Origin of the sequence: Novosphingobium rhizosphaerae (assembly GCF_050920675.1) — a bacterium.
Classification (GTDB): Bacteria; Pseudomonadota; Alphaproteobacteria; order Sphingomonadales; family Sphingomonadaceae; genus Novosphingobium; species Novosphingobium rhizosphaerae.
The window spans coordinates 2,016,399-2,038,463 of record NZ_CP137861.1; the positions used below are offsets into that span (position 1 = coordinate 2,016,399).

Sequence of the window (22,065 nt, forward strand, 5' to 3'; positions counted from 1 at the left end):
CGGCAAAAGGAGAGCAGCGATGGCCAAGGCAAGGTTCGACTGGGAAGATGCCCTGGGGCTGGAGAGCCAGCTGACCGACGAGGAGCGGATGATCCGCGATGCGGCCCGCGCCTTTGCACAGGACAGGCTGCAATCGCGGGTGATCGATGCCTTTGCCAGCGAAACCACCGACTCTGAAATTTTTGCCGAAATGGGCGCGCAAGGGTTGCTGGGCGTGACTCTGCCCGAACGCTTTGGCGGGGCGGATGCATCCTATGTGGCCTATGGCCTGACGGCGCGCGAAGTGGAGCGGGTGGATTCGGGCTATCGCTCGATGATGAGCGTGCAATCGAGCCTGGTGATCTATCCGATCCATGCCTATGGCTCTGACGCGCAACGGGAAAAGTATTTGCCCAAGCTGGCCAGCGGCGCAGCGATCGGCTGTTTCGGCCTGACCGAGCCCGACGCCGGATCAGACCCCGGCGGGATGCGCACCCGCGCGCAGAAGGTGGACGGCGGTTATCTGCTGAGCGGCACCAAGACCTGGATTTCCAACGCGCCGATTGCCGATGTCTTCGTGATCTGGGCCAAGAGCGATGCCCATGGCGGGGCCGTTCGCGGGTTCATTCTGGAAAAGGGCATGAAGGGCCTGTCTGCGCCCAAGATCGCCGGCAAGATCTCGCTGCGTGCCTCCATCACCGGGCAAGTGGTGATGGAGGATGTCTTCGTGCCAGAAGACGCGCTGCTGCCCGGCGTGGAGGGGCTGAAGGGACCGTTCGGCTGCCTCAACCGCGCGCGCTATGGCATTGCCTGGGGGGCGGTGGGCGCGGCGGAGTTCTGCTTTGCCGCCGCCCGGCAATATGGCCTGGACCGGCACCAGTTCGGCCGCCCGCTTGCCGCCACGCAGCTTTACCAGAAAAAGCTGGCCGACATGCTGACCGAGATCACCCTGGGCCTGCATGCGGTGCTGCGCCTGGGCCGCATGATGGACGAGGGGGCGGCGCCGCCCGAGGCGATTTCGATCCTCAAGCGCAACAACGTGGGCAAGGCGCTCGATATCGCCCGCATGGCGCGCGACATGCACGGCGGCAACGGCATTTCCGGCGAATACCAGGTGATCCGCCACATGGTGAACCTGGAAACGGTCAACACTTATGAAGGCACGCACGATGTGCACGCGCTGATCCTGGGCCGTGCGATCACCGGGATCGCCGCGTTTTGAGCGCGGAGGCAGCGCCGCCACTGGCGGGCATAAAGGTGATCGAATTTGCCCGCGTGCTGGCCGGCCCCTGGGCCGGGCAGGTGCTGGCAGACCTGGGGGCAGAGGTGATCAAAGTGGAAAGCCCAGCCGGCGACGATACCCGCGCCTGGGGCCCGCCGTTCATTGCCAACCCGGATGGCAGCCAGGATGCGGCCTATTTCCACGCCACCAACCGGGGCAAGCGGTCGCTGGTGCTCGATCTTTCCGGTGCCGAGGGCCAGGCGCGCGCGCGCGAACTGGTGGCCGGGGCCGACGTGGTGATCGAGAATTTCAAGCTGGGCGGCATGGCCAGGTTCGGGCTGGATTATGAGACCCTCGCAGCCATCAATCCAGGGCTGGTCTACTGCGCGATCACCGGGTTCGGCCAGGATGGCCCCTATGCCGCGCGCGCGGGCTATGATTTCATCGTCCAGGGAATGAGCGGGATCATGGACCTGACCGGCGCGCCCGAGGGCCCGCCGCAGAAGATCGGCGTGGCCTTTGCCGATATCATGACCGGGCTCTATGCCGTGATCGCGATCCAGGCCGCGCTGGCCGAACGCGCGCGATCCGGGCGCGGGCAGATGATCGACATGGCGCTGCTGGACGTGATGACCGGGGTTCTCGCCAACCAGGCGATGAACCATCTGGCCGGTGGCACAACGCCCATGCGCATGGGCAATGCCCATCCCAATATCGTGCCTTATGCGGTGTTTCCTGCGGCCGATGGCTGGCTGATCCTGGCGGTAGGCAACGATGGGCAATTCGCCCGCCTTGGCGCGGTGCTGGGCCTGGCCATGCAGCCGGGGTGGGAAACCAACCCTGGCCGCCTGGCCGACCGCTTCACGCTGACCGCCGCGATCGAAGCGGCAACCGCCCGGTGGGCGCGGGACGACCTGCTGGCCGCGCTGGAGGCACAGGGCGTGCCGGCCGGGCCGATCAACACCGTGGCCCAGGCCTTCGCCGATCCCCAGATCCGCCATCGCGGACTGGAACTGGCGATGCCGCGCGAAGCGGATGGCAGCACGGTGCCCGGCGTTGCCTTGCCGATCCGCTTTTCGCGCTCCCCCCTGGCGGCGCCGCGCCCTTCGCCCGGATTGGGTGACATGAACTGAAACCATCTGCTGGACGGTGCGCCGCTGCGGCAGGCCGCACCGCCAGGCGGTTGACAGGGACGGCCCCAGACCGCGATGCTGCCGCCTGCAGGGACAACCGCGGGGCAGGAAAGCATGGGGTTGCAATGAACAGGATTGGTGTTGGTCTGGCGCTGGCGGCGGGCCTGCTGGCGTTTCCGGCCCTGGCGCAAGCCCAGGGGCTGGGCGTGGAAGCCACCGGCGGCAAGGCGGCTGGCGAATGGGGCGCCGAACTGGGCGCCAGCTATAGCATGGGCTTTGGCCCGTTCACGGTGCGCCCGGTGGTGGGCGCGTTCATCCCCACCGAAAGCGGCGCCAGCACTTCGGTCTATGCCAAGGGCGAGGCGACGTTCACCATTCCGGCCGTTGCCGAAGTGGGCCTGGGCGCGCGCCTGGCGCATGAAAAAGTGCGGGCCTATGCCCTCGCGGCCTTTCCCATTCTGCCCAAGTTCAAGCTGACCCTGCAGGGCGGGGAGCACTATGGCGCGGCAGGGCTCAGGTTCTCATTCTGATGCGATAGCCTGGCCCAGGCCCGGCTCGAACACCGACCAGCCGGTTGCCTGGACCAGGCGCTCTAGCGCCAGGGTTCCGGCCAGCGAATTGCCGCGCTCGTTCAAGCCGGGTGACCATACGGCAATGCTGGCCACCCCCGGTGCGATCGCCAGGATGCCGCCGCCCACGCCCGATTTGCCGGGCAACCCGGTGCGAAATGCGAATTCGCCCGATCCGTCATAGTGCCCGCACGTGAGCATCAGGGCGTTGATGCGCCGCGCGCGCTGCGGTGAAACTACGCTGCGCCCCGTGTCCGGATTGCGCCCGCGTGCCATGAGATAGCGCCCGGCCATCGCCAGTTGTTGGCAACTCATCGCCAGGGCGCATTGGTGGAAATAGAGGCCCAGCACCTTTTCCACCGGGTGGCGGATATTGCCGAAGGCGCGCATGTAGTTGGCCAGCGCCATGTTGCGATAGCCGGTTTCCTGCTCGCCCCGCGCCACTTCCTCGTCGATCACGATGCTGTCGTCGCCTGCGAGGGCACGCACGAAGCGCAGCATCTCGCCGATTGCCTCGCGCGGTTCATAGCGGCCCAGCAGGATGTCGCTCACCACGATGGCCCCGGCGTTGATGAACGGATTGCGCGGGATGCCGTGTTCGCTTTCCAACTGGACGATGGAGTTGAACGCGCTGCCCGAAGGTTCGCGGCCCACGCGCTGCCACAACTGGTCACCCACCGCGCCCAACGCCATGGTGAGGGCAAAGACCTTGGAAATGCTCTGGATCGAAAAGGCCTGTTGCGCATCGCCCGCCATGTGGCAGGTGCCATCGGCCATCACCACCGCGATGCCGAAGCGTTCCGGGGCGATGGCGGCTAGTGCGGGAATGTAGTCGGCCACCTTGCCCTTGTAAGCGTGCTCGCGCATTTCCTCGGCAATGTCGCGCACGATGGCGCCCAGATCGGGCATGGCACTCTCCTTTGCGCAGTGTCGTTCCACAAGTGGCGGGGGCTGGGCAAGTGCGGGATAGCCAGCGGGGGCATTTACAGTTTAGGAGGCCGCGCCATGGACCCGATCACCGTTGCCGCGCTTTACCAGTTTGCCCCATTCGTCGATCCGGCGGCCTTGCGTGCGCCGCTCTTGGCGATGTGCCAGGAACAAGGCGTCAAGGGCACGCTGCTGCTGGCGGGCGAGGGGATCAACGGGACGATCGCCGGCACGGATGAGGGCATCGCCGCCGTGGTGGCCCACGTCCGCGCGCTGCCCCATTGCGACGGGCTGGACGTGAAGTATTCCACGGCCGCCTCGATGCCCTTTGCCCGCATGAAAGTGCGCCTCAAGCGCGAGATCGTGACCATGGGGGTGGAAGGGATCGATCCGCTGGCGAGCGTTGGCACTTATGTCGATCCCCAGGACTGGAACGCCCTGATCAGCGACCCGGACACGATCGTGATCGACACGCGCAACGATTATGAAGTGGCCGTGGGCTCCTTTGCCGGGGCGATCGATCCGCACACGCGCACCTTTCGGGAATTTCCCGAATGGTTCCGCCGCGAGCGCGCGGTGCTGCTGGGCGAGGGGCGCACGCCGAAAGTGGCAATGTTCTGCACCGGCGGCATCCGCTGCGAGAAATCCACCGCTTTCCTCAAAGGCGAAGGGGTGGACCAAGTCTATCACCTCAAAGGCGGCATTCTCAATTACCTGGAAAAGGTGCCGGCGCAGGACAGCCTGTGGCAAGGCGAATGCTTCGTGTTCGACGAACGCGTGGCGATCGGCCACGGCTTGGCACCGGGCAGCCACGTGCTGTGCGGCCCTTGCGGCCGGCCGGTAGACGCCGCAGGCCAGCAATCGCGGCAATACAGGCCAGGCGTTTCGTGCCCGGCTTGCTGCGAGAGCGTGGATTGAAGGAAGAAGTGGTCGGGGAGACAGGATTCGAACCTGCGACCCTCTGCTCCCAAAGCAGATGCGCTACCAGGCTGCGCTACTCCCCGACAGGCACGCCCTTAGGTATGCAGCCTGCATCGCGCAAGCGCGAAGTGCGTTGCGGGGTCAGGCGGCCACGCTGAAACGGGTGGCATAGCGCTGGCTGATCTGCTCCACGGGCAGCACCACGCACACGTCCACGGTGTTGAATGCGTGGTCGATGAACGCGCCGTCGCCAAACCGTGCGCCGCAGCGCAGGTAACCCTTGATCAGCGGAGGCAGAGCCAGCATTGCGCGGCGTTCGTCATAGCTGCCGCGCGGCAGGCGTTCCAGCGCCACGCCGTGGTGCACGCGCGGGCGCTGGCCGGCCGGTGCCAGGCACGTGTGCGCCAGCAGCGACAGCGCCGGGGCGTGGGCATCGGGATCGGTGCCGGGGAAAGACGCACAGCCGAACATCAGGCCGATATCGTGCGCGGCGATGTAATCGGCGATGCCGCGCCACAGCAGGGAAATCGTGGCGCTGGTGCGAAACGCGGGCAGCACGCACGAGCGGCCCAGTTCGAGCAATTCGCCGCCCACGCGACCTTCGCCCGCCAGCAGCGGCGCCAGGTCGAATTCGCCGGCGCTGTAAAACCCTTCGGCCGCGCGGGCCACGCTTTCACGCAGCAGGCGGTACGTGCCCACGACCTGGCCATCGGCAACCAGCGTGCCGGGTTGGTCTTCGTCGATCACCAGCAGATGATCGCACAGCGCGTCATAGGGGTCGGCATCGAGTTCATCCAGCAGGCCTTGCGCCTGGGCGCCCATTTCCTCGAAAAACACCTGCCAGCGCAGCCGCTGTACTGCCGCCAGATCCGTGGCATCGCGCGCCAGGCGCACGGCCAGGCGGCGCTGCCGCTTTTCGATCCCGATCACATCGCCCATAAAACTCGCGCCCTCCGTTCGGAACGGCATAGCGTGCGGGCGTGACGTGGGTTTTGCAGAACGATGATGGTCTTGCGTCAATTGCCGGGGCGCTGTCGCACAGCTGTCGCAATGACGGGGAAGGAATGGTAGGCCCGGCAGGATTTGAACCCGCGACCTAGCCGTTATGAGCGGCCAGCTCTAACCACTGAGCTACGGGCCCCCGTTGCGCCAGTTGCCGTTAAAGCGCCGCTGCGCACTTGGCAAGAAAGCGTGTTGGCGCGTGGTGTCTTGGAACACGTCAGATCAGCGCGGCCTGCATGATATCGTGAACGCCGGCCGGCTTGATGCCGCAGCACGCCAGGTGCGTGAAGACAACGCGCCACCAGTCATAGAGCTGGTCGAGCTGGCGCGCGTCGCGCACGTAAGGGGTATGGCCGGGGCGCAGCGAGGGGCTGTGGAACGAGAACACCAGGACAGGCAGGCCATCGGCCAGCGCGAGGTCGATGCAGCGCACCGCTTCGGCTGCGGTGACGCCTTCGGGTGTCAGCGGCACCCGATTCATCATGCCCGCGCGCGCCATCCCGCCGCGCAGGCGCGGCACCCGCCACAGGCGCGGGAACAGCCAGGGCCCCTGATGGCGCAACAGGCCCGAAAACACCGTAGTCAGCGGCAGTTCCATCAACCCGCCCTGGCGATCCACCCACCAGGGATGCAGCGGCAGCCCGGTGAAATCGGGGCCACCCTGGCTGGAATAATCGAAATGGGTGCGCACCGAGGTATCGATGGCAATGCCCGATTCGGCCAGGATCCGCGCCGTGGCCGGGCCCACGCCATAGCGCCCGGCGCGATAGATGCGCGGCGCATCGCCAAAGGCCGCGGCAATCGTATTGCGCAGCTTGACCAGCTTGGCGCGTTCCAGCGCTGGGGGCAGGTTGCCGGCAAAGCTGTTGAAGGTGTTGAGCTCTTCCTGGTGTGGTGGATTGACCCAGGGATGCAGCTGCACGCCGATTTCGGCGCGGCCATCGCGCACCGCCTGGCCCAGCGCGTCGCCCACGGCCGGGTCGCTGGCGATGGGATAATCGATCAGGTAGATCGGGGCGACGCCGAACCCCTCGCAGAACTGCTGGAACTTGGCCAGGCGGGGTACATGGCTCAGGCCATGGCCGGTCCGCTCGAACGGCTTGGCCCAGTCGAACTCTTCCTCGGTATCGACCGTGACCACGAAGCGCTGTCCGAAATCAGGCGCAAAGCGCACCCGCGCGGCTACAGGCGGCGGACAGGTGATCCGCGCATCGGGGCCAGCGCCGCCGGCGTCGCGCGCAACCGGGGCAGGCAACGTGATCAGCCCGCTTGGGCCGGGGCGATGCTGCCCTCGTCAGGATGATCGCCCTGCGCGCCCGCTGCGGGCAACTGCACGACCAGGCGGGCCGCCTCGCGCCGCAACTGGCCGCCCATGGCGCGCAGTTCGGCCGCAGCCAGGCGCAGGGCAAAGCCGTTGCCCATCATGCCACCTGGCCCCAGCGCGCCGCCTTGTGCCCTGGCGCCATCGGCGGCGAACAGGGTGGCATCATCGCGCATGGCGAGCGCGGCGGGCAAGGGCAGGTCGAGCCGCACGGCCCCGCCCGTGGCCCCCGGTTCGAGCGCGATCGCCAGCCGCTCGCCAGGCGCTGCGGTGCTGGCGATCACCGCCAGCAGCCGCCACATGGCGTGTTCGAGTTCGGCAGCCGGTGCTGCCACGGCAACCGGGGCGGCGGGTGCCTGCCAGCGCAGCCGCACTTCACGCGGGCCGATCACCGGATCGAGCTGCGCCACCAGGCGGGCGAGCAGCGCGGCAAGATCGGTGGCATCGCCGGCCACCGGCATATCGGCCGCGCCGGTTTCCAGGCGGGCCAACCGTTCCAGATCTTCAAAGCCAGCCAGCATGCGCGCCGCATCGGCCGCGATGCTGGCGGCCAGGCTGCGATACTGGTGCGGCGTGGCGCCGAACACCTGCTGCTGGATCATTTCGGCAAAACCCTGGATCGCGTTGATCGGGGTGCGCAACTCGTGCAGCGTCTGGCGCAGGCGGTCAGCGCCCTGGGCCACCGGGGCCGGTTCGGGGGCAGCGGCGGCCATTGCCTGCGCCGGGCGGCGCAGGCGGGCGCGATAGCCGGCAAAGGCGCCACCGGCCTGGGCGAACACCGGCACCGCATCGATCTGCCATGCACCGGCGACCGCTGCGGCGCCATCGATCAGCAGCACCCCGGCACTGATGGGAAGGCGCGCGGCAAAGGCGCGGGTGCTGCGCGCATCGAGCCGGGCCGGGGCATGCGGCTGGCCGGTAAACGGGCGATGCCCCACCAGCATGGGCGCCCAATCAGCATCGGCGGCCACCACGGTGCCCAGCGCATCGATCGCCAGGTCTATGCCCAGCGGGCGCGGCGCGTCGATCGCTGGCTCATCGGCAAAGGGCAGGCGCGGGTGGGGATCAGCGGCCAGGCCGGCACGGTCGGCCGGGGTGGCGATGGTGGTCGGCCCGCCGGGCCGCGCTTCGCGATCGCGGCGGAACGCTTCGATCCGGCGCACGATGGCGCCGATGCCCTCGCTGGCCGCAGGCGACAGCAGCGGGGCGGGCGGCGGGCCAGCGTCGATCGTGTCTGCCGAAGGCAGCGGGGCCGGCGGGGCGGCTGGTTCAGTCGCCGCGGCGACCGGTTGGGGCACGTCAACGACCTCAGGCGCGAACGCCACGGTGGCGGCGGCGTGGTCGCCATCAGGTTCGGGTGCGGACAGCGCGAAATCGTCGATGCCCAGCCGCGCGAGCAGCGCTTCCACTGCCGGGCCCAGATCGCGGCGGTGGCGCAGGAAACCGCGGGCATGGATCGGCAAGCGCGGTACCAGGTTCAGCCAGGCTGCCTCATCAAGCCGGGCGGCGCGAATGGCGGCGAGCGCCAGGCGCGGCGCCTGGGCAGCGAAATGTGCCACCAGACGCGGATTGGCCAGCGGCGTCCCGGCAAGCAGCGCGGCAGCGCCTTCGTGCCCGCCCGGTGCAGCGGCAATGGCCTGGAACAACGAGTCGAGCCGGAAGAGGCCATCGTCGTGCCGCTCTGTCCAGGCGGCCTGGTCCACGCGGCCCAGCAGATCGGCCAGCTGGCGAAACTGCACGCGCATGCCAGCAGGCCCGGCGGCGCGCGTGCGCAGCACCGTTTCCAGGCGATCGTCCACGATCATCTGGAAACCGGGCATGTGGAGACCGGGCATCACGCCGCCTGGCGCCAGGCGGCCGGGCGCGGGCGCGAAGGGAGGATCAAGATCGGCAGGCATCGCTCTCGCCGGGACATCCTTGTGCACGGCCTTTTCACATGGGGCATTGCCCTGCCGGAGGCAAGCCGGTTACGGACCGTTTCGAAACTCATCCCTCTGCCTTTAAGCCCCAGGCTTTTAAGAAAGTGTGGCGATGCACCGGGGGCCGTGCAGAAGCGGTTCGTTCATCCTGGAGCGGGTTTTTGCAGGCTATGCACCGCCTTTGGTGCTGGCTGTTGTGATGGTGCGTTGCATTGTAGGACAATTGCGATATGAGCTAATAATATTAGCTTCACTGCCAGCGGTGACGCACAATCTTGCGGATCGAGCGGCTAACGAACACGAACATGGCAACACTGGACGGAATTGACAGGCGGCTGCTGGCCGAACTTCAGGACGAGGGCCGCGTCACCAACGTGGAATTGGCCCAGCGCGTGGGATTGACCGCGCCGCCTTGCCTGCGCCGCGTGCGCGCGCTGGAAGAGGCCGGCGTGATCCGCGGCTATCACGCCGATCTTGACCCGGCCAAGCTGGGCTTTGCGATCACGGTCTTTGCGCTGGTCAGCCTGAAGAGCCAGGCCGAAGAATCGCTGCGCCAGTTTGAAGAGCACATGCGCACGCTGCCCGAAGTGCGCGAGTGCCACATGCTGAACGGCGAGATCGACTTCATCCTCAAGATCGTCAGCCGCGACCTGCAGAGCTTTCAGGAATTCCTGACCAGCAAGCTGACGCCTGCGCCCAACGTCGCAAGCGTGAAGACCTCGCTCACCATCCGCACGGCCAAGCAGGTGCCCGGGGTGCCGTTCAGCGAGTGACCGCCTCCGCGTTTCGGGCCGGGCCTGTGGGGCTTTGACAGGCTCAGCCCGAACGGACCCTGGGATGGTAAACCCCATCTCCGTTCGCCCTGAGCCTGTCGAAGGGCGCTGGCGCCGCGCTTGCGGCGCAGGGCCCACCCTTTCGGGCAGGGCACGCGGCGTGGTTCAGCCTTCCGCCTTGGCCTGCTTGTGGTGGCGGATCACTTCCTCGATGACGAAGCGCAGGAACTTTTCGGAAAATTCCGGGTCCAGCCGTGCTTCTTCGGCCAGCTTGCGCAGGCGCGCGATCTGGCGTTCCTCGCGGCCCGGATCGCTGGCCGGAAGGGCGTTTTGCGCCTTGTAGGCGCCCACCGCCTGGGTAATGCGAAAGCGTTCGGCCAGGATGTGAATCATCGCGGCATCGATGTTGTCGATGCTCTGGCGATAGCCGGCCAGAACCGGGTCTTGCCCTTCGGCAGGTGCGTTCATGTGCCTGTCTTGCCTTTTCGTCGATCGCGTTCAAGTGCTCCGCTTGCCGCTACCGTGCAACTTGCGACTTGCCAAGCCGTGCCCCACACGCCAAGCGGGCAGCGATGACTGCTACCCTCCATACGCTCCCCCGCAAGGCCGAACCCTCGCTGGCGCCGCTGATGGCGCTGGTGGCCGACGACATGAACAGCGTCAACTCGGTGATTCTCGACCGGATGCAATCGCGCATCCCGTTGATCCCGGCCCTTGCCGGGCATCTCATTGCCGGTGGCGGCAAGCGCATGCGCCCGATGCTCACGCTCGCCGGGGCGGCGCTTCTGGGCTATGGCGGCAGCCGCCATTTCAAGCTGGCAGCGGCCGTGGAATTCATCCACACCGCCACCCTGCTGCACGATGACGTGGTCGATGGATCGGACATGCGGCGCGGCAAGAAGGCCGCCAACATCATCTATGGCAACCCGGCCACGGTGCTGGTGGGCGATTTCCTGTTTTCGCGCAGTTTCGAACTGATGGTCGAAGACGGTTCGCTCAAGGTGCTGCGCATCCTCTCCAATGCCTCGGCCGTGATTGCCGAGGGCGAGGTGGACCAGCTTGTGGCCCAGCGCCAGGTGGAAACCAGCGAAGAACGCTATCTTTCCATCATCAACGCCAAGACCGCGGCGCTGTTTGCCGCCGCCTGCCGCATCGCCGCAGTGGTGGCCGAGCGGGGCGAAGCCGATGAACTGGCGCTCGATGCCTATGGCCGCAACCTGGGTATCGCGTTCCAGCTGGCCGACGATGCCATCGACTATGATTCCGATGCTTCGGAAATGGGCAAGGACCAGGGCGACGATTTCCGCGAAGGCAAGATGACCCTGCCGGTGATCCTGGCCTATGCCCGCGGGACCGAGGAAGAGCGCGGTTTCTGGCGCGATGCGATTGCCGGCAACCGCAACAGCGATGCCGATCTGGCCCAGGCGATCGCCCTGATCCGCAAGCACGATGCCGTCAACGCCACGCGTGAGCGTGCGCGCCATTATGCCCAGCGCGCGATCGATGCGATTGCCGGCTTCCCCGCCAGTGCGGCCAAGGCGGCGATGGGCGAAGCGGCCGAATTCGCGGTGGCGCGACGCTATTAATTCCAGGAGGCCTAGTGCAGCAGCTGCGCCAGGCCTTCGACCACCGACGATCCGGCCAGCGGGCCGATCAGCAGAAACAGCAGGTTGACCGCCACGATCAACACCACGATGCGCTGGCGGCGCGGCGTGAGGCGGGGCGCGGAAGCGGGCTGCCGGTTGGGTGGTGCCGGCGGCCACGGGTCTTTCAGGTCGAGAAACATGGCGTCCTCTTGGGGGCTGGGCCGTGCCCCAGGGGCACCTGCGAACAAAGAGTATCACGCTTTGCCCGTCACCGCACGGGCCCTCATGGGCAGTTCGGATGCACTTGGCCGCGCGCAGGCGGCTGCGCACCTTGCCAGCGGCGGGGGCCGGCGTGCTATGGCAGCACACCCATCCTTTCCCCCATCGTGACAAAGGCCTGCCATGACCGCCACGCCCTTTCGCCCCGTTCTCTACCTCAAGCGCTCGTGCCCGTTCTGCCTCAAAGTGGCGGCGCTGTTGAGCGAGGTGGGCGCGTTCGACACTGTCGACCTGCGCGCGTTCTGGCCCGGTGATGAGCACGAAGCACCGATCCGCGCAGCGCTTGCGCCACATCTTGAGAAGATCACGTTTCCCGCCTTGGAAGTGGAGCCGGGCCGCTTCATTGCCGATTCCGATGCGATCGTGGCGCTCTATGCGCAAAAGGCCGGCGTCGATCCGGCGAACCTGCCGTTCTATCAGTATGTCATGGCCGGCCCGTTCCGTCGCATTCGCGAAGCACACGTGGAAACCCTGGAACTCAAGAAGCGGCTGGGCGAGGCCTGACAGCCATTGCACCGGTGATGGCCAAGCGTCGGGCAAGACGATAAAGGCAGCGGCGTGACCGACCTGCCCATTCATGCCGTCTTGCCCGATCTGCTGGTTGCGCTGGCCAGCCAGGCTAATGCCGTGCTGATCGCCCCGCCCGGCGCGGGCAAGACCACCACGGTGGCCACGGCGCTTTTGGGGCAGGATTGGTGCCGCGGCACGGTGATCCTGTTGTCTCCGCGCCGGGTGGCGGCGCGCGCCGCGGCCGAGCGCATGGCCGACCTGCTGGGCGAGGCGCCGGGCGAGACGGTCGGCTATCTCACCCGCCTGGACAGCAAGCGTTCGGCGCGCACCCGCGTGCTGGTGATGACCGAGGCGATTTTCGTCGCCACGATCCTGTCGGACCCCGAATTGACCGGCGTTTCCGCCGTGCTGTTCGACGAAGCGCACGAACGCCATCTCGATTCCGACCTGGGCCTCGCCTTGGCGCTGGAAGCGCAAGGCGTGCTGCGCGAGGATCTGCGCGTGGTGGTCATGTCTGCCACGTTGGATGGCGCGCGCTTTGCAGCGCTGATGGGCCGCGATACGCCGGTCATCGAAAGCGCCGGCAAGGCCCATCCCTTGCGCATCCGCTGGCTGGGCAGCAGCCCGCAATTGCGCCTGGAGCAGGCCATGGCCAACGCCATTGCCACGGCCTGGGCCGAGGAAACCGGTGATATCCTGGCTTTCCTGCCCGGCGTGCGCGACATTGACCGCACCGCCGATATCCTGGCGCAGCGCCTGCCCACAGCGCTGGTGCTGCCGCTGCACGGCCAGGTGGAACCGGCCGGCCAGCGCGCCGCGATCCGCCGCGATGCGCAAGGGCGCCGGCGCGTGGTCCTGGCCACGGCGATTGCCGAAACCTCGCTCACGCTCGATGGCGTGGCCGTGGTAGTCGATGCCGGCCTTTCGCGCCGGGCCGAGTTCGACAAAGTGGCCGGGGTGACGCGCCTGGTCACCACGCGCGCCAGCCAGGCCGCCGCCGCGCAGCGCGCCGGGCGCGCCGCGCGCCAGGGGCCGGGCGTGGCCTATCGCTTGTGGGAAGAAGCCGCGCACGCCGGGCGCGCGCCGTTCGATCCGCCCGAGATGCTCACGTCCGATCTGGCGCCGCTGGCACTGACGCTGGCGCAGTGGGGCGCGGGCGATTCGGCGGCGATGGCCTGGATCGATCCGCCGCCCGCCGCTGCCATGGCCACCGCGCAGGCCAGCTTGCAGGCGCTGGGCGCGCTGGACGAGGAACGGCGGATCACCGCCCACGGCCGGGCCATGGCGCGCCTGCCGATGGAGCCGGCACTGGCGCACATGCTGATCTATGCGGCGCGCCATGGCCCGGCCGGCGATGCCGCGCGGCTGGCGCTGCTGTTGCAGGAACGTGGCCTGGGTGGCAGCGGCGAAGACCTGGCCCGGCGGTTCGACCGTTGGCAAGGCGATCGCAGCGGCCGTGCCGAAGCCTCGCGCAAGTTGGCGGCGCGCTGGGCCGGTCTGGCGGAGCGGGCGGCTTCGGGGAGCTTCGGCAAGCTTAGCCCGAACGGACTTTCGGAAAGAAACAATCCCTCCACCCCCGTTCGTGCTGAGCCTGCCGAGGGCCGCCAGCGCAACGCCGGCCGGCCCCCGCTGGCCGTGCTCTTGGCCGAAGCCTTTCCCGATCGCATCGCCCGCGCGCGCAGTGCGAGTGGCGAGGAGTGGCTCGCTTCGGGCGGGCGGGGCTATCGCCTTGATCCGGCTTCGCCGCTGGCCACTGCGCGCTGGCTGGTGATCGGCGACGCACAAGGGGAGGCCAAGGGCGCGCGGATCATGAGCGCCCTTGCGCTCGATGAGGACGATGTCACCACCTGGCTGGCCCATCGCATGGACCAGCGCCACACCCTGTCATGGAACGCCGCGGAAGGCCGGGTGGAAGCGCGGCTGGAGCGGCGCCTGGGCGCCATCGTGCTGGCGCGCGTGCCCGATCCGGTGCCCGATCCGGCAGCGGTGACGGCGCTTTTGCTCGATGTGGTGCGGCGCGAGGGGCTTTCCGCCCTGCCGCTGGGTGGCGCGGCGCAGGCGCTGCTGACGCGGGCGCGCTATGCCGGCCTGGCGGCGCTGGACGACGCTGCGCTGCTCGCCGATCTGGATGCATGGCTCGCGCCGCTGCTCTCTGGGCGGCGCGATCTGGCGGTGGGCGCGGGCAAGCTGCACGAAGCGCTGGAGAACCGGCTGGACTGGAACGAGCGGCAGGCGCTCGACCGCCTTGCCCCTCCGCAATACCGCTCGCCCGCAGGCACAACCCACGCGATCGATTATGGCCACGAAGGCGGCCCGGCGGTGGAACTGCGCGTGCAGGCGCTGTTCGGCCTCGACCGCCACCCCATGATCGGCCAGCCGCCGCGCCCGCTGCTGCTCTCGCTCACTTCGCCGGCCGGGCGGCCGATCCAGACGACGGCCGATCTGCCCGCGTTCTGGCGCGGATCGTGGCGCGATGTGGTGAAAGACATGAAGGGCCGCTATCCGCGCCACCGCTGGCCCGACCAGCCCTGGGCCGAAGACCCCAGCCTGAAAACCCGCAACGCGTTCGAGGCGACACGCAAGGGTTGAGCCGGTGCGCCCGATGCACCGGTGGCCGTCGATTTTGCACTCTAGGCGCGCCGCCTGCCGTTTTGCAGGATGGCGCCGGCCACAACGGGAGCGCGCCATGGACACCGATCGCCAGCTGGGCATGGATTGCCCGATCAGCCGCCGCCAGTTCGTCAATGGCGTGGCCGTGGGGCTTGGAGCGTTGAGCGTCGGGCCACTGGGCCTGCCAGCATTCGCCGCAGAAGTTCCGCTGGCAGCTTATCCCCCGGCGCGCACCGGCATGCGCGGGTCGCACCCCGGCGCGTTCGAGGCGGCCCACGCGCTGCGCGATGGCACGCTCAAGCTGGCCGATGCGCAGGATGCCGGTGAGGACTATGACCTGGTGATCGTGGGTGGCGGTCTTTCGGGCCTGTCCGCTGCGCATTTCTTTCACCAGCGCATGGGGGCGGGGATGAAAGTCCTGATCCTCGACAACCACGATGATTTCGGTGGCCATGCCAAGCGCAACGAATTCACCGTCAACGGCCGCCAGCTGGTGGTCAACGGCGGAACGCTCAACATCGAAAGCCCGTCGCGCTACAACCGCTGGGCCCAAGGCGTGCTGGACGATCTGGGCGTGGATCTGGCCCGCTTTCGCGCGGCCAACACGGCCGAGGCGGGGCTCTACCAGAAACTGGGCCTCAAGCACGCCTGGGGGTTCGACAAGGAAACCTTCGGGGCCGATCGCGTGGTGCCCTCGGCCGCAAGTGGCTGGCACGGCCCGGATGCGGCCACGGTGGCGGCGGCGCCGCTTTCTGCCGCGGCCAAGGCGGGCCTTACCCGGTTGCTGGCAACAGACCAGCCCGATTACCTGCCCGGCATGGACCGCGCGGCCAAGCTCGATTGGCTGGCGCGCCATTCGTTTCGCCAGTTCCTGATCGAGAAAGTGGGGCTGGACCGGCAGGCCGAATGGTTTTTCAGCCAGATGGGCTGCGCCAGCTTCTGCGTGGGATCGGATGCCACTCCGGCGCTCTACGCCTGGGTCCAGGGCTATCCCGGCTTTTCCGGCATGGGCCTGGGCGCGGTGCCGGATCAGCTTTTTGCCGATCTGCCCGGCGGCCAGCACGGGCGGCAGCGCGAAGGCGATCTTTCGGTGCACTTTCCCGATGGCAACGCCACGGTTGCGCGCTTGCTGGTCAGCCGCCTGGTGCCCGCCAGCACCACCGCGCGCACGCAGGAGGACATGGGCACCGCGGTGTTCGACTATGCCGCGCTGGACCGGCCCGGCCAGCCCACGCGCATTCGGCTGTCCAGCATCGTCGTCAACGTGGCGCACCTGGGCGATCCGGCGAGGGCCGGCGAAGTGGCGGTGCGCTACATGGCCGGGGGCACCTTGCGCCAGGTGCGCGGCGCGGCGGTGATCCTGGCCAGTTGGAACATGATGATCCCCTACCTGATGCCCGAGCTGCCCGAGGCGCAGAAAGCCGCACTGCATTACGCGGTGAAAGGCCCGCTGGTTTACACCAGCGTTGCGCTGACCAACTGGCGCGCCATGGCCAGGCTGGGCGTGTCGCGCTTTACCACGCCGACCATGTTCCACCAGGACGTGGGCCTGACCGAGGCGGTGAGCCTGGGCGGATTGAAGCATGCCGCCAATCCCGATGAACCGGTGGTGCTGCACCTGGCGAAATACATGACACGCCCGGGCTTGCCCCGTCAGGACCAGCATCGCCTGGGCCGGGCAGACCTGCTCGCGCTCAGCTTTGCCGATTTCGAGCGTGAGACCCGTGCGCAACTGCTGCGTCTGCTCGGCCCCGGCGGCTTTGACCCACGGCGCGACATTGCCGCGATCACGGTCAATCGCTGGCCGCACGGCTATGCCTATACCTACAACTCGATCACCGATCCGGTGGAGTGGGTCTATTCCGAAAGCCCCACGCGCCCCTGCGTGATCGCGCGCCAGCCGTTCGGCCTGGTCAGCATTGCCAACAGCGATGCTGCGGCCAGCCCGCACACCGATGCCGCGATGCTGGAAGCGCACCGCGCGGTCCAGGAAGTGATCGCGCGGCGCACTTATCCCTTCGTGCCGCGCCGGGTCTCCTGACGATCAGCTTTCCTGGGCTTGCGGCTCGGTGATGATGCGGTCGCGCGCGGCGCGCATGTCGCCCCCTTCGATCTGGAGAGTCAGCCGTTCCTTGTCGCGCGCGCGGTACATGTCTTCGGCGCGGGTGATGATTTCCTCGCTCACCCCGGTTTCGGCCAGCGCCAGGCGAGCCATTTTTACTGCCGATTCCATCACTTCGCGAATCACCCACTTGGCCGGGGAGCCGCGCAGGCGCACCACGGCGCGCCGATCGAATGCGCGCACGAAGATCGCCGCCTGGGGGAAGGCATGCTGTACGGCTTCCAGCGCCGCGGCATCCATCTGGTCCCCATCCATGCAGAACAGGATCAGCGCGGCTTCATCGGCCCCGGCCTGGCGCAGCAGGTCGAGCCGGGTGCCATCGCCGAAATAGACCTTGGCGCCGAAGCCGCCGGCGATGTCGATCATTTCCACGTCGGTGTCGATCAGCGTGACCGTCAGCCCACTGGCGTTGAGCATCTGCGCCACGGTCTGGCCAAAGCGGCCATAGCCCACGATCAGCGCATTGGCCGCGTCGCCAGTCGGTCCCTGGCGCTCGCTTTTCACGGCGCGCGGATCGGCGCGCAGCGGCTTGGTCAGGGCCATCAGGAAGGGCGTGGTGGCCATCGACAGCGTGACGATGGCGCCGAACAGGCTGGCGGCCTCGGGCGCGATCAGTTGCGCATGCTGCGCCTGGGCAAACAGCACGAAGCCGAATTCGCCGCCCTGGCTCAACAGCAGGCCCAGCGCCAGCGCCCCGCGCCAGGCCATTCGGAATGCCAGGCCAATGCCCATGATCACCCCGGTCTTCACCGCCACCAGCGCCAGGGCCATGCCCATCACGAACAGCGGGCGTTCGGCAATGGCATGAAGATCGAGCATCATGCCCACGGCCAGGAAGAACAGGCCGAGCAGGATGGAGCGGAACGGCTCCACATCGGCTTCCAGTTCGTGGCGATAGGGGCTGTCGGCCAGCATGACCCCGGCGATGAACGCGCCCAGCGCCGTCGAAAGCCCGAGCGCCTCCATCACCGCGGCCGAAGCCATGACCGTGAACAGCGCGGCGACCACGAACATCTCGCGCTCGCCCAGGTTGCCGATCAGGCGGAACAGCGGGCGGATGAGATAGCGCCCGGCCAGGATCAGGCCGGCGATGGCCAGCACGGTGTAGAGCGCCAGTTGCCATCCCGGCGGGCCATTGGCGTCGGCCGGGTTGCGGCTCAATGCCGCGATCAGGGTGATCATCGGGATGATCGACAGGTCCTGGAACAGCAGGATGGCAAACGTGCGCTCGCCAAACGGGGTGCGCAACCGGCCCGAGGCCTGGAGCATCGGCAGCACCTGCGCGGTGGACGACAGCGCCAGCGGCAGGCCCAGGGCAATCGCCGCCGTCAGGCTGAAATCGGTGCCGAAGTTGATCACCGCGGCGATCGCCGCGCCGCACAGCACCACCTGCAACAGGCCCAGGCCCAGAATGTCGCGCTTCATCCGCCACAGGCGCGTGGGGTTCAGTTCCAGGCCCACCAGGAACAGCAGCAACGTGATGCCCAGTTCGGCAATGCCCAGCTTCTGCTCCGCCTCGCCCACCAGGCCCAGCACTTGCGGCCCCACCACCGCGCCCGCCACGAGATAGCCCAGCGTGGCCCCCAGCCCGGCGCGGCGAAACGCCAGCACGAAGACCATGGCAAAGCCAAGCAGCAGAAATCCATCATGAAGCATCGAGGGGGGCTGGTTCATGCCCCCTGCCTCGCGCGTGGGGGGCGGGGCGTCAAGAGGCCCGAGGTATGGGGCCAAAGCCGCGGCATTTGTCGGGGCGGGCCGTTGCCACCGGCAAATTGCGCGGTACTGTTGTGGCATTCGGGGGAAATCGCGCGATTTTTGCTGCAACGGACCATGCCGGATTCACACGGCGGGGCGGAGCGACCACGGCGGGGAAGGGGACACCCGGTGTTGATCGACGATATTTACGAGGCCGCGTTCGATGCCGCGCACTGTGGCACGATGCTGGAAAGATTGGCGGAACTGGTGGGGGCCGACAGCGCGTTCATCGCCTGGCACGATACCCGCAAGTCCGCCCATTTCCGCGCGCATTGGGGCGATGATCCGCACTGGCAGCAGCGCTATGTGGATGAATTCGTCCACCATGACATCCTGCGCCCGGTGCTGGCCGCGCAGCCCGAAGGCATGCTGGGCACCGTGGCCGAAAAGCTGGACGATCCCGATATCCGGGCGAGCTATTTCTATACCGGCTATATCGCGCCGCAGGGCATTGTGGACAACATGGCCTGCAACCTGATCAAGCAGCCGACCGTGCACGGCATCGTGGCGTTCATGCGCCGTGCGCCGCGACCGCGCTTTGGATCGGAAGAGGTGGCGGCGATGCGGCCCCTGGTGCCGCATCTGCGCCGCGCGGTGCTGATCCAGAGCCAGTTGATCGCCGCCGCCAACGTGGCCGAGGCGCACCGGCAGATCGCGCAATCGAGCCGCGCGCACATCGTCCTGCTGAGCAGGACGCTCGACGTGGCCGATGCCGATCCGCGCGTGGCCGCGATGCTGGGCCTGCGCGTGGGCCAGCCCTTGCGCGCTTCCACCCATGGCCGCGCGCTGGCCACCGCCGTGGCCGATGGCCAGCCGCTGGTGGTAACGCTGGTGGATGAAGACGGCACCATGCAGCACTTGCTGTGCGAACCGCAGGCGCTTGGCAATGATCCGTTCGGCGATCTGGCCTTGCCCGATCGGCCCGCCCATGCCCTGCACGTTTCCGAAGTGGAGCGGCCCCACGCCATCGCGTATGACGCCATCGCCACGCTCTATCAGTTGACTCCCACCGAACAGCGCGTGCTGCGCGCCATGCTCGACCATGGCGATGCGGCGGGGCTCAGCGCGGCGCTGGGCATGGGCCGGGCCACCGTGCGCACCCATCTCCACAATGTCTATGCCAAGACTGGCACCGCCGGTTTCAGCGCGCTGTGCAACCTGGCGCACCGGTTTTCCCGCGCCGTTCTGCCGCGCGGGGACGACCTAAACAGATGATGGATGTTGGTTGCGTAATGTTGCGATAACCCACGGGAACAGGGGCACGGAGCCGGATGGTGGTGGCCCCCGGTGCCGGGCTGAACGGGCCCTGGCGCGGATTATCGCAACGTGGGGGATTTATCGTCATGCAACGATCCATCGGGCATGCGGCCTTGGCCGTGGCCATCGTCACATCGGCCAGCGGGGCTGCTACGGCGGCCAGGGCGCGTGAAGTGCTGGCGGGTGCCGATCTGCTGGCCGGCGCCGTGCGCGACCGCAGTGGCAATCCCGATCGCAACGGTTTTTCTGGCGGTGCGCTGCCCAGCGTGCAGGTGCGGGGCGATGCCTGGCTGCTTCAGGGCGATGGCGTGGTGTTCAGCCATGCCGGTGAAGGGCAGTTCGGTGGCGGGGCGCACTTGGGCGCGCGGCTGGGCGAAGGGGGCTATCTCGGAGTCTATGGCTCGGCCGTCTCGTTCCATCGTGGCCGCACCACCAGCGCGGGGCGGATCGGGGCGGAAGCGCGCTTGGCGCGCGGGCCGTTCACCCTGGCCGCGATTGCCGGTTATGAAAAGATCGGCAGTGCCCAGATGCTGGTGGCCACCACTTCCACAGACAGGGTCTATGACCGCTATGGCCACGATGGCCGGTTCTTCAGCATTGCCGATCTGCGCTATGCCCCCGGCGATCGTTTCGCCGTCGCGGCGGGCCACCGCTATATCGGTGGGCGCCATGCCGCCGCGCTGGGCGCGCAAGTGGGCCTGGGCCGCCATGTGGCGCTGGTGTTCGAGGGGCGCCTGGGCGAAGGCGACTATCGCGGCGCGCTGGGCGGATTGCGGGTGCGCTTTGGCGGCGGCACGGTGAACAACGGGCTGCTGGAAAACCGCCTGGTCGAAGACCTGTTCGCGCCGGGCAACAGCCGCCGCCAGTTGCTCGATCCGCTGCCGCCGCCCGACAATGGCGGTGGATGTGGCACCTGCGGGGGCTATTGCGAGCAGTGAAGCGCGCGGGCGCAGCGTGGCGGGGATGAGCCCGCGCATTCTCCTGGCATGGGAAGGGGGTGCCGGGCGCGGCCACGTCGTCACGCTGGGGCGCGTGGCGCGGGCCATGGCCGGCCTGGCGCAGTGCGATGCTGCGCTGGGGTGGATGACCCACGCGGCGGAAATCGCGCCGTGGTGCACGCAGGTGTTCCCCGGCGTGGCGCTGCCCTATGACCGGGCGGGGCGGGCGGCGCGGGGGGCGCCGCCCAATGCCACCTGGGCCGATTATCTCCATGATTGCGGGCTTGGTGATGACGCGCGCCTGAAAGCCAACGTGGCCTGGTGGCTCGATACCATGGCGCGCCGCGCCATCGACCTGGTGGTGGGCGACTATGCCCCTTGCGCGCTGTTGGCGGCGCGCATCGCGGGCATACCGGCGCTGGCCATCGGCACGGGATACGGCATTCCGCCGCCCGGCCTGCACCGGTTCCCGGTGTTCCTGCCCGATTATGCCGTGCGTGAGGCCGACGAGGCGGCAATGGTTGCCACGGTGAACGCAGCGCTTGGCCCGCTGGGTCTGCCGCGCCTGCACCACCTGCCGGAAATCTATGCGGGATCGGGCGCCATCGTGCGCTCGTTGCCGTTCCTCGATCCCTATGCATCAGCGCGCGAACCCGATGCCTATCTGCCGCCGGTGGCCAGCTATGTGCCGCCGGGCGCGGCCGGTGCGGGCACGCGGGTGTTCTGCTATCTTTCCACCACCGAGCTAGCCCATGCCGGGCTGGTAGAGGCGCTGGTCGGCTGCGGGCTGCCGCTGCTGTGCTATCTGCCCGGTGCCGATCCGGCCATCGTGGCGCAATTGCGCGCTGCGGGGGCGGAGGTGGCCGATGGGCCGGTGCCGGTGGCCACCATTGCCGCCTCGGCGCGCCTGGTGCTCAACAGCGGGCAGCATGGCACGGTGTGCATGGGGCTGGGCGCGGGCCTGCCGCAAGTGTGCATTCCCCAGCATCTCGAACAGCTCTATGTCGCCCGGCGGCTCGCCGAAACCGGGGCCGCGCGCGTGATCGCCCCGCGCCATGCCCCGGCCGAAGCGATCATCTCCACCCTGCACGCCGCCTGGAATGACCAGGCCATGGCCCGGCGCGCCCGCGAACTGGCGGCAGACCTGGCGCCCGTGCTGGCACAAGACGATGGCCCCTTGCTGCGCGCGCGGCTCATGCCCTGGCTGCCCACGGCGGCGCGCGGCTGACTTGTCCGCTGGCG

At 68.1% G+C, this 22,065-nt stretch carries 19 protein-coding genes and 2 tRNA genes; 12 read left to right on the plus strand and 9 right to left on the minus strand.

The genetic code is table 11. The annotated features are described in order from the left end of the window. The first annotated feature begins 19 nt into the window (after positions 1-19). The 3 genes from R9J51_RS09245 to R9J51_RS09255 all read left to right on the plus strand — a co-directional run bounded on the left by R9J51_RS09245 (position 20) and on the right by R9J51_RS09255 (position 2,864). Complete coding sequence (locus R9J51_RS09245) at positions 20-1,201, plus strand: acyl-CoA dehydrogenase (protein ID WP_179504283.1); 1,182 nt, start codon at positions 20-22, stop codon at positions 1,199-1,201. Beyond that, positions 1,198-2,334 (plus strand): CaiB/BaiF CoA transferase family protein, encoded by a 1,137-nt coding sequence (locus R9J51_RS09250; RefSeq protein WP_179504284.1) that lies wholly within the window; start codon positions 1,198-1,200, stop codon positions 2,332-2,334. The genes R9J51_RS09245 and R9J51_RS09250 overlap by 4 nt, the downstream gene beginning before the upstream one ends. Positions 2,335-2,459: 125 nt before the next feature. Next, entirely contained in the window at positions 2,460-2,864 is a 405-nt protein-coding gene (locus tag R9J51_RS09255; RefSeq protein ID WP_168554269.1) for a hypothetical protein, read from the plus strand. Here R9J51_RS09255 and R9J51_RS09260 read toward each other — a convergent pair. Then, complete coding sequence (locus R9J51_RS09260; protein WP_168554270.1) at positions 2,856-3,812, minus strand: glutaminase; 957 nt, start codon at positions 3,810-3,812, stop codon at positions 2,856-2,858. The two genes, R9J51_RS09255 and R9J51_RS09260, sit on opposite strands and share 9 nt — an antisense overlap. Before the next feature lie 96 nt (positions 3,813-3,908). Between R9J51_RS09260 and R9J51_RS09265 the strand changes: the two genes are divergently transcribed. After that, positions 3,909-4,748 carry a rhodanese-related sulfurtransferase gene (locus R9J51_RS09265; protein ID WP_179504285.1) on the plus strand — a complete coding sequence of 280 codons (840 nt, stop codon included), beginning with the start codon at positions 3,909-3,911 and terminating at the stop codon, positions 4,746-4,748. A 9-nt stretch (positions 4,749-4,757) separates the two neighbouring features. Here the strand turns inward: R9J51_RS09265 and R9J51_RS09270 are convergent. The 5 genes from R9J51_RS09270 to R9J51_RS09290 form a co-directional block, all read right to left on the minus strand. Further along, positions 4,758-4,834, minus strand: a tRNA-Pro gene (locus R9J51_RS09270). Between the two features lie 58 nt (positions 4,835-4,892). Then, positions 4,893-5,690 (minus strand): GNAT family N-acetyltransferase, encoded by a 798-nt coding sequence (locus R9J51_RS09275; RefSeq protein WP_168554272.1) that lies wholly within the window; start codon positions 5,688-5,690, stop codon positions 4,893-4,895. Between the two features lie 126 nt (positions 5,691-5,816). Continuing rightward, positions 5,817-5,892: transfer RNA gene (locus R9J51_RS09280), tRNA-Ile, on the minus strand. A 78-nt stretch (positions 5,893-5,970) separates the two neighbouring features. Further along, the gene (locus tag R9J51_RS09285; protein WP_179506402.1) at positions 5,971-6,957 is read right to left on the minus strand and encodes a polysaccharide deacetylase family protein; all 987 of its coding nucleotides are present in this window, start codon (positions 6,955-6,957) and stop codon (positions 5,971-5,973) included. 56 nt (positions 6,958-7,013) lie between these two features. Next, positions 7,014-8,972, minus strand: coding sequence for a histidine kinase dimerization/phospho-acceptor domain-containing protein (locus R9J51_RS09290; protein ID WP_179504286.1), 1,959 nt, complete (start codon positions 8,970-8,972; stop codon positions 7,014-7,016). A 326-nt stretch (positions 8,973-9,298) separates the two neighbouring features. Between R9J51_RS09290 and R9J51_RS09295 the strand changes: the two genes are divergently transcribed. Continuing rightward, complete coding sequence (locus R9J51_RS09295; RefSeq protein WP_168554274.1) at positions 9,299-9,766, plus strand: Lrp/AsnC family transcriptional regulator; 468 nt, start codon at positions 9,299-9,301, stop codon at positions 9,764-9,766. Between the two features lie 165 nt (positions 9,767-9,931). Here the strand turns inward: R9J51_RS09295 and R9J51_RS09300 are convergent, their stop codons facing one another. Then, complete coding sequence (locus R9J51_RS09300; RefSeq protein ID WP_179504287.1) at positions 9,932-10,234, minus strand: chorismate mutase; 303 nt, start codon at positions 10,232-10,234, stop codon at positions 9,932-9,934. 104 nt (positions 10,235-10,338) lie between these two features. On the opposite strand from R9J51_RS09300, the gene R9J51_RS09305 reads away from it, so the two are divergent. Next, positions 10,339-11,352: a polyprenyl synthetase family protein gene (locus R9J51_RS09305; RefSeq protein ID WP_179504288.1), complete on the plus strand. Its 1,014-nt coding sequence runs from the start codon at positions 10,339-10,341 to the stop codon at positions 11,350-11,352. Between the two features lie 11 nt (positions 11,353-11,363). On the opposite strand, the gene R9J51_RS09310 is transcribed toward R9J51_RS09305, so the two are convergent. Beyond that, complete coding sequence (locus R9J51_RS09310; RefSeq protein ID WP_168554277.1) at positions 11,364-11,552, minus strand: hypothetical protein; 189 nt, start codon at positions 11,550-11,552, stop codon at positions 11,364-11,366. A 202-nt stretch (positions 11,553-11,754) separates the two neighbouring features. Between R9J51_RS09310 and R9J51_RS09315 the strand changes: the two genes are divergently transcribed. The 3 genes from R9J51_RS09315 to R9J51_RS09325 all read left to right on the plus strand — a co-directional run bounded on the left by R9J51_RS09315 (position 11,755) and on the right by R9J51_RS09325 (position 16,792). After that, positions 11,755-12,135, plus strand: a complete 381-nt coding sequence (locus R9J51_RS09315) for a glutaredoxin (protein WP_179504289.1) — start codon at positions 11,755-11,757, stop codon at positions 12,133-12,135. 54 nt (positions 12,136-12,189) lie between these two features. After that, entirely contained in the window at positions 12,190-14,730 is a 2,541-nt protein-coding gene (gene hrpB, locus R9J51_RS09320) for an ATP-dependent helicase HrpB (protein WP_179504290.1), read from the plus strand. A gap of 97 nt (positions 14,731-14,827) precedes the next feature. Then, positions 14,828-16,792, plus strand: a complete 1,965-nt coding sequence (locus R9J51_RS09325) for an FAD-dependent oxidoreductase (RefSeq protein WP_432787956.1) — start codon at positions 14,828-14,830, stop codon at positions 16,790-16,792. Positions 16,793-16,795: 3 nt separating this feature from the next. Here the strand turns inward: R9J51_RS09325 and R9J51_RS09330 are convergent, their stop codons facing one another. Then, positions 16,796-18,547, minus strand: coding sequence for a cation:proton antiporter domain-containing protein (locus R9J51_RS09330; protein ID WP_168554280.1), 1,752 nt, complete (start codon positions 18,545-18,547; stop codon positions 16,796-16,798). A 213-nt stretch (positions 18,548-18,760) separates the two neighbouring features. On the opposite strand from R9J51_RS09330, the gene R9J51_RS09335 reads away from it, so the two are divergent. From R9J51_RS09335 to R9J51_RS09345, 3 genes are all read left to right on the plus strand, one after another. Further along, positions 18,761-19,843 carry a hypothetical protein gene (locus R9J51_RS09335; protein WP_179562289.1) on the plus strand — a complete coding sequence of 361 codons (1,083 nt, stop codon included), beginning with the start codon at positions 18,761-18,763 and terminating at the stop codon, positions 19,841-19,843. 128 nt (positions 19,844-19,971) lie between these two features. Next, positions 19,972-20,823 carry a hypothetical protein gene (locus R9J51_RS09340; RefSeq protein ID WP_179504292.1) on the plus strand — a complete coding sequence of 284 codons (852 nt, stop codon included), beginning with the start codon at positions 19,972-19,974 and terminating at the stop codon, positions 20,821-20,823. A gap of 25 nt (positions 20,824-20,848) precedes the next feature. Beyond that, a complete protein-coding gene (locus tag R9J51_RS09345) occupies positions 20,849-22,051 on the plus strand; it encodes a nucleotide disphospho-sugar-binding domain-containing protein (RefSeq protein WP_179504293.1) in 1,203 nt (400 codons plus the stop codon). Positions 22,052-22,065: the final 14 nt, after the last annotated feature.

What these genes read in the sequence shown, in the direction of transcription:
- R9J51_RS09325 (WP_432787956.1), top strand. Translation starts at nt 14,828, where the DNA reads ATGGACACCGATCGCCAGCTGGGCATGGATTGCCCGATCAGCCGCCGC.
- R9J51_RS09310 (WP_168554277.1), bottom strand. Translation starts at nt 11,552, where the DNA reads ATGTTTCTCGACCTGAAAGACCCGTGGCCGCCGGCACCACCCAACCGG.
- R9J51_RS09245 (WP_179504283.1), top strand. Translation starts at nt 20, where the DNA reads ATGGCCAAGGCAAGGTTCGACTGGGAAGATGCCCTGGGGCTGGAGAGC.
- R9J51_RS09255 (WP_168554269.1), top strand. Translation starts at nt 2,460, where the DNA reads ATGAACAGGATTGGTGTTGGTCTGGCGCTGGCGGCGGGCCTGCTGGCG.
- R9J51_RS09260 (WP_168554270.1), bottom strand. Translation starts at nt 3,812, where the DNA reads ATGCCCGATCTGGGCGCCATCGTGCGCGACATTGCCGAGGAAATGCGC.
- R9J51_RS09265 (WP_179504285.1), top strand. Translation starts at nt 3,909, where the DNA reads ATGGACCCGATCACCGTTGCCGCGCTTTACCAGTTTGCCCCATTCGTC.
- R9J51_RS09295 (WP_168554274.1), top strand. Translation starts at nt 9,299, where the DNA reads ATGGCAACACTGGACGGAATTGACAGGCGGCTGCTGGCCGAACTTCAG.
- R9J51_RS09300 (WP_179504287.1), bottom strand. Translation starts at nt 10,234, where the DNA reads ATGAACGCACCTGCCGAAGGGCAAGACCCGGTTCTGGCCGGCTATCGC.
- R9J51_RS09275 (WP_168554272.1), bottom strand. Translation starts at nt 5,690, where the DNA reads ATGGGCGATGTGATCGGGATCGAAAAGCGGCAGCGCCGCCTGGCCGTG.
- R9J51_RS09290 (WP_179504286.1), bottom strand. Translation starts at nt 8,972, where the DNA reads ATGCCTGCCGATCTTGATCCTCCCTTCGCGCCCGCGCCCGGCCGCCTG.
- R9J51_RS09345 (WP_179504293.1), top strand. Translation starts at nt 20,849, where the DNA reads ATGAGCCCGCGCATTCTCCTGGCATGGGAAGGGGGTGCCGGGCGCGGC.
- R9J51_RS09305 (WP_179504288.1), top strand. Translation starts at nt 10,339, where the DNA reads ATGACTGCTACCCTCCATACGCTCCCCCGCAAGGCCGAACCCTCGCTG.
- R9J51_RS09315 (WP_179504289.1), top strand. Translation starts at nt 11,755, where the DNA reads ATGACCGCCACGCCCTTTCGCCCCGTTCTCTACCTCAAGCGCTCGTGC.
- R9J51_RS09340 (WP_179504292.1), top strand. Translation starts at nt 19,972, where the DNA reads ATGCAACGATCCATCGGGCATGCGGCCTTGGCCGTGGCCATCGTCACA.
- R9J51_RS09330 (WP_168554280.1), bottom strand. Translation starts at nt 18,547, where the DNA reads ATGAACCAGCCCCCCTCGATGCTTCATGATGGATTTCTGCTGCTTGGC.